The organism is Nostoc sp. (assembly GCF_036918245.1).
In the GTDB taxonomy this organism is placed as follows: domain Bacteria; phylum Cyanobacteriota; class Cyanobacteriia; order Cyanobacteriales; family Nostocaceae; genus Nostoc.
The window spans coordinates 122,995-136,078 of record NZ_JBALEF010000029.1 but is presented as its reverse complement, the minus strand read 5'-3'; the positions used below and the strand labels follow the sequence as shown (position 1 = coordinate 136,078).

General features: G+C 42.2%; 12 protein-coding genes. 7 read left to right on the top strand and 5 right to left on the bottom strand.

The genetic code is table 11. From position 1 onward, the window contains the following. Positions 1 to 124 precede the first annotated feature (124 nt). Both rpsU and V7L12_RS07020 read right to left on the bottom strand, forming a co-directional pair. Positions 125 to 316 carry a 30S ribosomal protein S21 gene (rpsU, locus tag V7L12_RS07025; protein ID WP_069073774.1) on the bottom strand — a complete coding sequence of 64 codons (192 nt, stop codon included), beginning with the start codon at positions 314 to 316 and terminating at the stop codon, positions 125 to 127. Between the two features lie 121 nt (positions 317 to 437). Next, positions 438 to 758 carry an RNA recognition motif domain-containing protein gene (locus V7L12_RS07020; RefSeq protein ID WP_292776541.1) on the bottom strand — a complete coding sequence of 107 codons (321 nt, stop codon included), beginning with the start codon at positions 756 to 758 and terminating at the stop codon, positions 438 to 440. 359 nt (positions 759 to 1,117) lie between these two features. Between V7L12_RS07020 and V7L12_RS07015 the strand changes: the two genes are divergently transcribed. Next, positions 1,118 to 2,512 (top strand): TldD/PmbA family protein, encoded by a 1,395-nt coding sequence (locus V7L12_RS07015; RefSeq protein WP_335083328.1) that lies wholly within the window; start codon positions 1,118 to 1,120, stop codon positions 2,510 to 2,512. Positions 2,513 to 2,624: 112 nt separating this feature from the next. Here the strand turns inward: V7L12_RS07015 and V7L12_RS07010 are convergent, their stop codons facing one another. Then, a complete protein-coding gene (locus V7L12_RS07010; RefSeq protein ID WP_335083336.1) occupies positions 2,625 to 2,837 on the bottom strand; it encodes a hypothetical protein in 213 nt (70 codons plus the stop codon). A gap of 456 nt (positions 2,838 to 3,293) precedes the next feature. On the opposite strand from V7L12_RS07010, the gene V7L12_RS07005 reads away from it, so the two are divergent. The 4 genes from V7L12_RS07005 to V7L12_RS06990 all read left to right on the top strand — a co-directional run bounded on the left by V7L12_RS07005 (position 3,294) and on the right by V7L12_RS06990 (position 7,140). Beyond that, positions 3,294 to 3,824 (top strand): pentapeptide repeat-containing protein, encoded by a 531-nt coding sequence (locus V7L12_RS07005; protein WP_335083326.1) that lies wholly within the window; start codon positions 3,294 to 3,296, stop codon positions 3,822 to 3,824. A gap of 179 nt (positions 3,825 to 4,003) precedes the next feature. Continuing rightward, entirely contained in the window at positions 4,004 to 4,363 is a 360-nt protein-coding gene (locus tag V7L12_RS07000) for a hypothetical protein (RefSeq protein WP_335083324.1), read from the top strand. 281 nt (positions 4,364 to 4,644) lie between these two features. Then, the gene (locus tag V7L12_RS06995) at positions 4,645 to 6,159 is read left to right on the top strand and encodes a DUF1565 domain-containing protein (RefSeq protein ID WP_335083322.1); all 1,515 of its coding nucleotides are present in this window, start codon (positions 4,645 to 4,647) and stop codon (positions 6,157 to 6,159) included. A gap of 132 nt (positions 6,160 to 6,291) precedes the next feature. Beyond that, positions 6,292 to 7,140: a hypothetical protein gene (locus V7L12_RS06990; protein WP_335083320.1), complete on the top strand. Its 849-nt coding sequence runs from the start codon at positions 6,292 to 6,294 to the stop codon at positions 7,138 to 7,140. A 53-nt stretch (positions 7,141 to 7,193) separates the two neighbouring features. On the opposite strand, the gene V7L12_RS06985 is transcribed toward V7L12_RS06990, so the two are convergent. Beyond that, positions 7,194 to 9,263, bottom strand: a complete 2,070-nt coding sequence (locus tag V7L12_RS06985; protein ID WP_335083318.1) for a tetratricopeptide repeat protein — start codon at positions 9,261 to 9,263, stop codon at positions 7,194 to 7,196. Positions 9,264 to 9,485: 222 nt separating this feature from the next. Next, a complete protein-coding gene (locus V7L12_RS06980) occupies positions 9,486 to 11,483 on the bottom strand; it encodes a serine/threonine-protein kinase (protein WP_335083316.1) in 1,998 nt (665 codons plus the stop codon). Positions 11,484 to 11,941: 458 nt separating this feature from the next. Between V7L12_RS06980 and V7L12_RS06975 the strand changes: the two genes are divergently transcribed. Together V7L12_RS06975 and V7L12_RS06970 are read left to right on the top strand one after the other, a co-directional pair. Continuing rightward, positions 11,942 to 12,202 (top strand): hypothetical protein, encoded by a 261-nt coding sequence (locus tag V7L12_RS06975; protein WP_335083314.1) that lies wholly within the window; start codon positions 11,942 to 11,944, stop codon positions 12,200 to 12,202. A gap of 319 nt (positions 12,203 to 12,521) precedes the next feature. Then, positions 12,522 to 13,082: a PEP-CTERM sorting domain-containing protein gene (locus V7L12_RS06970; protein ID WP_335083312.1), complete on the top strand. Its 561-nt coding sequence runs from the start codon at positions 12,522 to 12,524 to the stop codon at positions 13,080 to 13,082. Positions 13,083 to 13,084 lie beyond the last annotated feature (2 nt).

Sequence of the window (13,084 nt, the reverse complement as noted above, 5' to 3'; positions counted from 1 at the left end):
CGAGCAATTAACATTTGAGCAGGTAATGTCTATCTCCTCGTATGACTTTATTTTAGAGGCTCTTTTCTATGCAGCTTCATATTAAATTGGTATTAGCATAACTAACCGGAGGTATTGCTAATTGTTAATTACGACGGAAATTTCTCTTGCGTTGTTTGTGTCTAGCGACTTCTTTGCGCTTGTGTTTTTCCAAAGGCGTTTCAAAGTGACGATTCTTTCTCATGTCTGGAAAAATACCTGCTTTGGAAACTTCCCTCTTAAATCGGCGTAAGGCTGACTCAATTCCTTCATTTTCGCCCACAAATACTTGGGTCATTTATCATCTCCTACTTAATTGGTACTGGGCAATTTAAGCCATCCAGTAAGACCGGAGCGCAAAAAGGGCAGATGATGATTCTGCCCTTTAGACGTTAAAACTTAATTTTTGATCTTAAAGCTTAGTAGCGCGATCTATTGTATCCACCGCCACCACCACTGCCGCGGCGTTCGCCACCACCAAAAGAACCACCTCTATCTTCCTTTGGTTTAGCCTTATTGACTTTTAGGTCGCGTCCCATCCACTCAGCTCCATCAAGAGCATCAATGGCAGCTGTTTCTTCAGCTTCTGTGCCCATCTCTACAAAGGCAAAGCCGCGTGGACGTCCTGTTTCACGGTCAGTAGGTAACTGAACCCGCTTTACAGTGCCGTGTTCAGCAAACACAGAATTGAGGTCATCTTGTGTGACCTCGTAGGATAGATTACCTACATAAATTGACATGCATTATCTCCAAAATCATAGGTGTGTAGAGATTTAGATTTCGGAGGCAAGCTTGTTAAGACCAAAAGGGAAAAGCCTGTCAATACTAAAAACAAACAATGTAACCGAATTTTATTCTCACTTAATTACCTTAGCACATCATTGAGTTCTTACCCACCGTAACTAAAGATTGGGGATTGGAGATTGGGCACAAGAGACAGAGGTGCAAAGGGGCACAGAAGAAAAACTTACTGCAACTTCTCCCCTGTTTTTCCACTCCCTTATTTCCCCCAGTACCTAGTCTCCTGATAATATTGATTAGCAGAAATTCCCCAAATAATTGCAAAATAAATGCAGTTCGTCATTGTTACTAATTGGAAATGCCGACTACACTTGCTGACGCACAAAATTTACTTTCTGACCTGATCGCCCGCTACTGTGGGCGTGTAGATTATCTGATGATTCGCCTTGAAGAAGCAGAAGGGACTGATATCTTGTTGCGTGGCGACAAGGTAGAAACCCTCAGTGAAGGCATCTCCATTGGTGGACATATTCGCGCTTGTTATAAAGGCGGATGGGGGTTGAGCTGCTTTAACCAACTGGCAACAATCAAGGATCGCATAGAAGAAGCGATCGCTGCTGCGCGGATGGTTGGTGATGAAGAAACTTTACTTGCACCCATTGACCCGGTGCAAGCAGTATGCATTCTACCCCTAAAAGGTACTGACCCCCGAAATGTCTCACTCTCGCAGAAAAAACAATTGTGCGATCGCTATGCCCAATTGCTTAAAAGCGTCGATAGCCGGATTACCACTACCTCGGTGCGTTACGGTGACAGCGCCCAAAAAGTAATCATTGCTACTTCCGAAGGCACTTTGATCGAGCAATCTTGGGTGGATATGGAAATGCGCTTTGCCGCCACCGCCAGAAATGGCGAAACCGTACAAACTGGACGGGAAACTACTGGCTCTCGCAAAGCTTACGAAGATTTAGCTGGTTTGGATGAACAGGTAAAAAGTGCAGCTCAAAGAGCGATCGCCGCTTTATCTCTACCACCGGTCAAAGGCAATACTTACACTGTAGTCATTGACCCAATTCTCACGGGTTTATTCGTCCACGAAGCCTTCGGCCATCTTTCTGAGGCTGATATGGCTTACGAAAACCCCGATCTGCTGGAAGTTATGACCATCGGACGGCGGTTTGGCCCAAAAGAACTGCAAATTTTTGATGGTGCGGCTCCAGAGGGACATCGCGGTAGCTATTTTTACGACGATGAAGGCACGCCTGCTACTACTACCCAACTAATTAAAGATGGAGTTTTAGTGGGACGTTTACATTCTCGTGAAACTGCTGGCAAATTGGAGGAAGCGCCTACGGGTAACGCTCGCTGTCTCAACTATCACTTTAATCCGATTGTGCGGATGACAAATACCTGGATTGAACGGGGTAAAACACCAGTCGCAGACTTATTCACCGATATCAAAGAAGGAGTTTATGCCCGTAATTGGTTGGGTGGGATGACGAATGGGGAAATGTTCACCTTTAGTGCTGGGGAAGCGTGGATGATTAGGAATGGCAAAATTGCTGAACCTGTCCGGGATGTGACGCTTTCGGGAAATGTATTTCAAACTTTAGCGGATATTGAGGCACTTGGTGATGATTTTTATTGGGATGAATCTGGCGGTTGTGGTAAGGGAGGGCAAAATGGCTTGTCAGTGGGTTGTGGTGGTCCTAGCCTGCGAATTCGAGATGTAGTGGTTGGTGGGGAAACATGAACTATCCGCTGCGATACTGAAAATACTAAGTATCGCAGTGGACTTACGGTTGACCAATGACTAATGACTTCAAATAATTAATTGGTCTTTAAAGACGCGATAAATCGCGTCTCTACATCAGGATTTTGTTGTTCATTCTGAACTGTATTGCTAAATAATCTTGTAACATCGAGAAACGAAAAATACTCCAGTCATCTTCAGTTGTAGGAATTGTAGTCTGCAAAAGAATACCAATTGGTTTTGCCATAACCTCTGCTAGACGAACACACAATTGAGTATAGCGATCGCTTTGCACTAATGCTGAAATTTTTAAGGGGAGCAACATCCATCTCAAGTATGAAATTAACTCATTACTCTAGGTAGTAGCGCCAGTAATTAAGAATAGCTAACCTAGATAAAAGTGATTCAATATCTACTCTAGTTTGATTGATCACCTAATCCTCCGTTGCGCGTGCTGGGGATTTACTGCTTGTCTGGATAGTCCAAAATTGTTTCGTAATTGATAATGACGCTTGCGGAGTGGCTACTGTTGCGCTAGCGTAATTCTTAATAAAGACTATTTCAGACTCTCATTTAAACACCCAAACTGAAACAAAGCCACATGTAAACAAAGGGGAATTACACTCACAAATTACGAATTACGTTAGCGTAGCGTTAGCGAGTATTCGTTCGCTTTTAGCGTCTCGTAGAGAGCGTCATTACGATTTACGTTAGTGTAGCGGTAGCGAGTCCGCAAGCGTCATTATGAATTAGTTAAACGTTCCTTAGCACAGCGACAGATATGAAAGCAGATCAACTCCTGAAAAACTATGCCGCAGGTGTCAGAGACTTTACAGGTGTCAACTTGAGCGAGGTCAATTTAAGAGAAGCCGATCTCAGTGGCGTAATTTTAGATCGAGCAATTTTAGATGGAGCTAATCTGAGTCACGCTAATTTAGCCCACGCCAGTTTGATTGAAGCAGACTTAAATGGAGCAGATTTGAGCAATGCAAATCTCAGTGGTAGCAACTTAAGCGGAGCTATTTTGGATGGAGCTATCTTGGATGGAGCAGCAATGGATGGAGCTAATTTGAGTCACGCTGATTTGACGGTTGCTAAATTGATTGAAACTAACTTGAGTGAGGCGGATTTGCAGGAAGCAAACTTGATAGCGGCGAATCTAGATGGAGCGGATTTAAGTGGTGCAGATTTAACTGTAGCCGACTTATCCCAGGCAAATCTCACTCAAGCAGATTTGAACCAGACAAATTTGAGTGGAGCAAATTTGTCTGGAGCCAATATAGAAGGAACTATTCTGGATGAGAATGTTTAATCTCGTTTCTATACAGAGCATGGGTTCTGGGTTGCTGACTCAATATCTTAACCCAAACAGTGCCTTGGAACACCGAGATCAAAACTCGAAACTTTAGTGAGTACAGATAATTGTAGGGGCACAACATGTTGTGCCCATACTCGTGTAGTTCATTTACCTGAAATACGCTGTATTACTTTTTGTTTGATTACTTAATTAAACCCGGAGAACCCCACACACCAGATGCTCGACTTGGGGAGACACCAAGAGCGATGAGGTCTACCCTTCTCCCAAAGCGAGAGGCTAGCGCCAACAAAGAAGACCGCACTGGTTCCCTTAATCTCCTCTTTGTAGGTGCTACAGCTTACACACAAGTCTTTTGGAGTTGCAATGGCATTGTTTTGACTGACAATGCGATTGTTTCGACTAACAATGCGATTGTTTCGACTCACAATGCGATTGTTTCGACTCACAATGCGATTGTTTCGACTGACAATGCGATTGTTTCGACTGACAATGCGATTGAGATGAGAACTTGGAATATTAGACCTCTTGCATAAGTTGAATAGACCCCCCTTTATCCCCCCGATATATTGGGGGGAAACTTGAAATCTTGCCCCCTCCCCAACACATCGGGGAGGGGAGGGGAGGGGTGATTCAAGGATTTTTGCAAGAGGTCTATTGCACAAGAGTCTATAACTTGCGTGTACACACGATCTGCTTGCCAGAAAAAGTCAGGTGGATATATTTTCTATACACAAAGATACTACTGTGAAAAAGTTTGCTACAAGTAGTGTTATTTACGATTGTCATAATTAAAACAATTGACTCTCAACTATCAATGGTGAACTCTACCCTCGTCGTCACACTCTATGTCAACCCTATGACAGGGAATGATACCAATACTGGTTCACGGTTGAGTCCATTTAAAAGCCTCACCCGTGCTTTAAAAGTAACCAAAATCCTGACGATAATTCATCTGGAGTCGGGGACTTACAACGCCGCTAGTGGTGAGGTGTTTCCACTAATTGTCCCTGGAGGGGCGACAGTGGTGGGTAATGAAGCAAACATTGGTGCAGGGATTGTAATTTCCGGGAGTGGCGAGTATCAAAGTCCCAGTTTTGGTATACAAAATATTACGCTGCTCTTGGTAGATAATGCCAGTCTTTTAGGTGTAACTGTCACCAATCCCTCAGCCAAAGGTACTGGTATCTGGATTGAATCGGCTGCACCTACTTTAAGTAACAATACTCTGAGCAACTGTGGGCGGGAAGGTGTGTTTACCACTGGTACTGCCAAACCCGCAATTTTAGATAACATATTTGTGCAAAATACTGCTAGCGGGTTAGTAATAGCAGGTCATAGCCAGGGAGAAGTACTGCGGAATGTATTTCAAAGAAACCCTTTAGGCATAGCAATTAGTGACTTTGCCGCTCCGACGATCGCCAATAACAAATTATCAGAAAATCGCACAGCGATCGCACTTTCTCGCAACGCCCAACCTGTGCTACGTCAAAATCTCATTGCTAAAAATACCCAAGGTGGTTTATTAGTCAATGGCAATGCACTCCCCGATTTAGGTAATACCGAAGATCCAGGTGATAATATTTTTCGCGAACATAGTGAATTTGATTTATATAATGCCACTACACAAAAGCTAGTTTCCGTAGGTAATCAATTAAATCCGTCTCTAGTCAAGGGTTTGGTAGAATTGCTCCCAATCAATCGAGTAGCAGTTAACACTAGTTCCTTTAACGCTTTAACAGAATCCTCATCTCCCGAACTAAACGGACATTGGGCAGAACCATTTATTCAAGCATTAGTGAGCATGGATTTAACTCATGTTTTTGCTGATGGTAGCTACCAGCCAGATAAACCCATGACTCGCGCCCAGTATGGAGCTTTGGTGGCGATCGCTTTTAACCCATTTCCCAAAATCCCAGCTGCTGATTTTACGGATGTACCCAAGGATTTTTGGGCTTATAGCGCTATCCAAATCGCGGCTAGCGGTGGCTTTGTTGGTGGATTTAGCGATCGCACTTTCCGCCCCGATCAAACTGTGCAGCGGCTACAGGTGATTGTCTCCTTAGTAAACGGACTGGGACTACCAGCTGTTGATCGCGATGTTTTAGAAGTATATAGCGATCGTCATAACATTCCCGACTACGCCCGGACAGCCGTTGCCACTGCTACACAACGGGGAATAGTTGTCAACTATCCAGATCCGAAAGTTCTTGCACCTTTACGTTCGGCAACACGCGCCGAAGTTGCAGCGATGATTTATCAAGCATTAGTTGCCATTGGGCAAACATCTGCGATTAAATCAGTCTATGTGGGGTTGCATTCTAGAAGTTGATAAGTAGAATAGGGAACACTTGCCTATCGGCTTGGCAACTATTGGAAAAAAAAACCATGTAGTTAAAAGCACGCTAGGCTAATATGCGATGGGTGACAAATCTTAGACCTATTGCCTAAAGCTAATAGCCCCATGTTAACAACACTTCCAGACACCTCTGCCAACTTGGCGATCGCCTTATTAATTAACTATAGTTTCGATCTCGGTGGGTATAGTGCCAATGAGCTAGTTGAGCGTTGGCAAACGCAATACCCCCTTAACTGGCTACACCTGGCAGTGATTGAGGCACTATATCAAGGTCGTTATAAAGCGGTTTCCGTGCAGCAAATTTTAGTATTTTGGCAGCGCCGGGATCAGGCTACGTATCATTTCAATATGGAATTTGAACGGATGATTTGTAGCAAATTTCCCCAAAGCTTAACCTCAATGGCTGCGCCAGCTCAAGCGCCAGCCAAGAGAGAACCCACTGTAGAGCAAGTGACAAGTCCTCAATTACCACCAGCGAAGATTCGCAACGGCTATCAACACAGCAATACTGCGACTCTCCAACTGAAAAGTTATGAACCAAAGACATCTTTGAGTGAAGAAGAGGGAAAGCAGGAAGATAGAAACAATAAAACTGTCTTGAAGTCTCCGCTTTCCGGGAAATTTACCTCTTCGGCAACCCTTGAGCGATTATCTGCTGTCAGCCAAAGGCAAACTTCACAAGAAAGTCCAGCCCCTTCCCCATCACCAAACCATCATCAACGACAGCCAAAACTTCTCCCATCTGCTCCTATTCATGCCCCAATCGGGCAATTTACTCCTGAAAAAACCGATCGCTCTGATTCTTTTACATCTAAACTCAAAGCGATGTCTAATGAACAGAATCCAAGTGTGGGAAATGGGGGAAGAGGAGCAGGGGAGCAGGGGAGCAGGGGAGCAGAGGAGCAGGGGAGCAGGGGAGCAGGGGAGACAAGGGGGACAAGGAGGAATTATTGAAAATCTCTCCTTTGTCTCTTCTCCATGCCCAATGCCCAATGCTTTTTAGATTTTTATTCTGCAACTAACAACTTAAAGCGCTCATCGTCGGCAATATCATCAAAATCGAGGTCAGTTGCTGCGTCTTCTTTATACCTGGGATTAAGTTCAATCGCTTGTTGTAGAGTTAACAGAGATCGGTCAACTTGTCTTTGCAGTGCGTAACAGGCTGCTTTGTTGTAATAGGCACTGGCATAATCTGGCTTAATTTCTAAAGCTTTATTAAAACTAGCGATCGCTTCATCATCGCGTCCCAATATTACCAAAGTGTAACCGCGTTTATCCCAGATTTTGGGAGAATTGGGTTGGAATTCTAGCGCTTTCTCAAAGGAGATTATTGCCTCTTCGTATTGTTCTAATGCTACTAGGGAAAGACCGCGATTTAACCAGGCAACGGCATCGTCAGGTTTGATTTGTGTAGCTTTGTCAAATGAGGCAAAGGCTTGCTGATGCTGTTGTAAGTTACCAAAAGCAACGCCGCGATCGCACCAAGCTTGATAATAATCTGCCTGAATTGCAATCGCTCGTTCATAAGATGCGATCGCATCTTGGTAGCGTTTCAACCTTCCCAGAGTTAGACCCCGTTTTAACCAACTCACAGGTTCATCAGGTTGGATTTTTACTGCTTGGTTGTAAGCTGCGATCGCATCTTCATAGCGCCTTTGAGAAAACAGATCGTCTCCCTGTTTTACATACTCATCAGCAGGGAATTCCGGTTGTTGCGGCTGTTCTTGTATTTCTTCCTCAACTTCAAAATTTACTACCTCTAGAATCGATTCCGGCGTAATTTCAGTTAGTTCTTGAAGAATCAGATCCTTTCTTTCTTGGGCATCTAATTGTAACTCAGAGAATTGAGAGATAAACTCCGTTTCTAATCTTTCTAACTTCTCTAAAATTAGAATCTTTTGTTGTTGAGCATTCCATTGTAATTCTGAGAATTGCGAACTAAACTCAGAACCAGATTTTTCTAAATTCTCAATAATTAGCTCTTTGGATTTTTGAGCATCGACTTGTAATTCAGATAATTGAAATTTAAATTCTGACTGCAATACTTCTATAGTCGCAATAATTTTATTTTTTTGCTCTTGAGCATCTACCTGTAATTCAGATAATTGAAATTTAAATTCTCGATCAAATATGCCTAGATTATCAACTGCGATCTCTTTTTGCTTTTGAGAATCAATCTGTAATTCAGATAACTTTTCTACAAACTCTGACTGCAATTTTGTTAAATTTTCAAAAGTTATATCTTTTTGTTGTTGAGCATCAGACTGCCATCCAGAAAGTTGAGATGTAAACTCAGACCTTGATATTTCTAAATCAGCAACGGCTAGTTCTTGCTGTTGTTGCACACCTAACTTTAACTTAGACAGTTCTTCTGCTATAACAGATGCTAATTTTCCTAAATTTTCCAGTGCTATATCTTTTTGTTGTTGAGCATCAAACTCTAACTTAGATAACCCCGAAGCAAATTTTGACTCTAAATTTTCTATATTTTCTTGAGATTTTTTTAGTTCCGCTTCTAATCTACTTAATACCTGTGCTTTAGCTAAATCTAGATCGGATATCAGAATAGATACATTTTCTTGTTCATTTTTAATTTTTTGTTGTAAAGCAGTCGTTTGCTGTTCTAATTCATAATTTATTTTTTTCGCATCTTGAATAACATTTTCAGCTTCTTGTTTAACGGTGGTTAGCTGATTTTGTAATTTTTCCATTCCCTGGACTTGTTGCATTGCCCTATCAACAATTTCCCGGATTATCACCCGTCGCAACAGCCATAATAAAGCGATGACTGCGACTGGAAAGAGACTTAGTATAACTAGCCAAACATCGAGTAATATGGTTGTGCGGCTAAAAGTGTTTTTAAAATCAGATTGGACTTGCTGTTGAATTCGTTTTTCTGCTCGTAGTCGTGCTAATTCTTCCCGTTCTGAATTCGATAACACCGGAGTCGGAGTTAGTGCTGGGTTGGGTGATGGTGCAGATTGTCCACTGGCAATTCCAACGGATAACAATAAGGGTAAAAATACAATAGTACTTTTTACAATTAAAGCGAAAACAGCTTGATTTTTGCTCTGCATAACAACCATCTGAGTCTGTTGGTCAGTTTTTGAAGCGGCGTGCCTCTCTCCAATCTATAACAGAATTAAGTAGTGAAATGTTGTAGAAGCAGTGAGAAATGCTGAACAATCCTTAGGGACTTGCAGAAATTAAAATATCCAGCGGATAGTAATGATAATCATTTTCTTCGGAACGCTGTTGTACGGTATAGTTACCCTTGCATGGATGAGCGGCAAAAATTGCTACGGTACTTGCCAAATCTTGATAGTCTTGTCTTTACCAGCACTAACCAACGTTTTTCCATCTGGACTAAAAGCAACAGCATAAACCTCAGCAGTATGCCCTTCAAAGGTGTGTATTACCTGTCCTGTATACAAACTCCAGACTTTTACAGTTGTGTCATCGCTACCAGTAACGATATTTTCACCATTCGGGCTGAAGGCAAGAGCATTAATATCGGCGGAATGCCCTACAAAAGTGCGTAGTTTTTTGCCTGTGTTCAGGTTCCATAGTTTAACAGTTTTGTCATCGCTGCCACTGACCATCAGATGACCATTCGGGCTAATGGCAACGGCATTCACATCGCTGGAATGGGCACTCAGGGTGCGTATTTCCTTGCCTGTATTCAAATTCCAGATTTTGATGGTGTTGTCTGTACTGCCACTTACAAGAGTTTGACCATCTGGGCTGATAGCAACAGACAAAATCTCTCCTTTGTGACCTAAGAGAGTGCGTATTTCCTTGCCTGTGTTTAAATTCCAGATTTTGATAGTTTTATCATAACTGCCACTGATTATACTTTGACCATCTGGACTAATGGCAACAGAATTCACATAACTGGAATGACCCAACAGAGTTCGTATTTCCTTTCCCGTATTTAGATTCCAGACTTTGATAGTTTTGTCTTTACTGCCACTAACAAGAGTTTGACCATCAAGACTAATAGCTATTGCATAAACCCAATCTGAATGACCCTTAAGAGTGGCGGTTTGCCGTCGAGCGTTTAAATTCCAAATTTTAATAGTTTTGTCATCACTGCCACTGGCCAATATTCTCTCTTGGGAAAAGTTGCGGAGAATTGGTCTAAAGGCAAGAGAATTAACTTCGCCTGAATGTCCAGTTAGGGGCAAACTTTGCTGCCAATAGAAATATCCTCCTAACCCTGAAAGCAAGATAGCACTAGCACCCCACACTAAAAGTTTATTTGGCAGCAGGATTTTCGGTTGAATCACAGTTTTCAGCAAAACTGTTGATTTTAGACTAATCCTTGACAGTAAAGGCTTAACAGCAAGCTGACGTGGAATTGGTGTTCGTGGTAGCTGAGACTGCACATCTTGTAAAACTTCATCTGCTGACTGGTAGCGATGCTTAATATCTTTTTGCAACAGCTTGTCTAACACCTGCTCTAGTTTTGCAGATATGGGAGAGTGAAAGTGTTTTTGCCAATGTGCTACCCAACCATAGCCGGACTCCGTATACAGATGATATGGGGAAATTGCCGTCAACAGATAAAAGCAAGTCGCGCCTAAACTGAATAAATCGCTAGCCGGATACGCCAAGCCTAACTTCATTTGTTCTATAGGTGCATAGCCATAGGAACCAATGCTCGTTCCTGTTTGCTCCATCTCTATGGTTGTTAACTGCTTGGCCACACCAAAATCAATCAATACCAGATTTGCCCCAAGTCTTGTTGGGTAAAGGGAATTAATATTTGGCTGGGAGCGACGGATAATATTTTCTGGCTTGATATCGCGGTGAATTACCTGATGCTCGTAAATAAATTTCAGCACGGGTAATAATTCCCGCAAAATTTCCCAGATTTTATCTTCGCTGAAAGTTCCCTGCTGTTTCAATTCCTGTCGCAAAGTTTGTCCTGGAATGAACTGCTGTACCAGATACAGATAGTCTTCCTCCCTAAAATAGGCATACAAAGTGGGAATTTGAGGATGCTCTCCTAGCTGTTGCAGACGGTACGCTTCTTGTTGAAACAGTACAGTCGCCTTATTCAAAGCGTTAGTTCCACGGGCTTGAGGTGCTAACTGCTTGACAACACAAACTTCGTTGAGCTTGTCTTCATCCTCTGCCAAAAAAGTTCTGCCAAATCCCCCACCTCCTAACGGACGAATAATTCGATAGCGATTTCGCAGCAGTGATATCAGTTTTGTCCCACAACTAAGGCACAATTGTGTGCCATCGGGATTGAGGGGCTTGTTGCAAGCAGGATTTAGACAGTAGCTCATAGTTATATGTCTATCAGCTGTGTAATCTATGATGAATAATTACTCTGCATTAGTTCGTATTTGCACTCGCTTAGAAGGTGTTTATTAACTAATCCGCTCCCTCATCCCTTAGTGTGCGTGAAACTTCAGTGGTGGAGCGCAGTCAAGTTTTTGACAAATTTTTTTTTGAGGTACTATTATAACATTACTAAGTCGTAGCTACTGCCAAAGACGGCAAAAACCAAGCAGCACAAATAAGATTTATCAATCTGTGGAAGACAGATTGCAGGATCATCGACGCTTTCTTAGACCATCCACCGAACTAGGTTCGGACATTGTTCCTACAGATTGCAGAGGGTTGAAACTGGAATTTGCACCTGTACGCAAAGTGTCAAGTCTGGGTACTTCGCATTAACATTAGACTATCTACAGTCAGTAGATTACTTGTCCTCAAATTAACTTAACAAAGGCGGTAGAAAATGGGTCGCATGAATCCTTACACGCTGCAATTGCAGATTACCCGAATGTTTGAGCAAGGGCAATCATTTTTTGCCACAACCAAGGTACAGGAATGGTTGAAAGAACATAAGCACAATCCAGAAGATTATGACATTATTTTCCATAAAAAACCCGCACCTCCTGGTTCCAAAGAAGTGATGGTTGTAGAAATTGAATTACGCCGCAAAGATGGACAACCTGTAGATTCTTGGTTGCAGGAACAAGCAAATCTCCATGCCTGATTTTCGCAACTATAGCAGTCCTAAATCAGATGTGAAAACTTCTTTTTCTTTTCTTGGCATTTCGCAGAAAAAGTGGTTTGTTCATTTTCACAACTTAGATAGGATTGCTATGTGTAAGGGCTACGCCTACGCCCATAAAAACATAAGCTACTGTAAATATTGAAATAAGTTTACACAAATTTTATATATACCTCACAACCTTAAAGATTTAACAAAGATAGTCTTTTGTTGGTTATTTCTTAACCTATATACATTGGTTAAAAGTTTATTTAAGTGAAATTACAAAATTATTCATTTTTTAGCTTCGGAGCATTTTCTGATGAAATTAGCTAAAGATATTAGCATTGCTGCTTTTGCTGTTGCGATCGCGGTTGCTGCTGTTGTTAAACCGACGCAAGCTGCCTTAGTTAATTATGATTTCACCGTAAATGCGACATCTGGCGATCGCCCCGGTCAGTATTTCGGCTCTTTTCGATATGATGACTCGACCTTAAGCGGGTTAGGCGAGGAAACTCTAGGCGTTAACAATGGATTATCTATTTTGTTTGACTACTTGGGTACTCAGTATACAGAGGTAAGTGATTTTGATTACCCATCATCTCCTGTAGTCAGCTTTACAAATGGCAACCTGTCAGGACTGAGCTATTTGGTTGAAGATCGGTTTTTTATTGGCAACAATCCAGGTAATCCAAATACAGGAGGAACAAAATTTTATCGCATTTTGAGTGCTGACTTATTGTCTACAACAGAGGTGGGTACAGTAACTTATTCTAAGAGTACGCCCGTACCAGAACCAATGACTCTTGGTGGTATAGCGATCGCTAGTGCTATGGCGTTGGGAATGAAACCCAAGAAAAAACTGTCTAGAGTGACAAATTAATA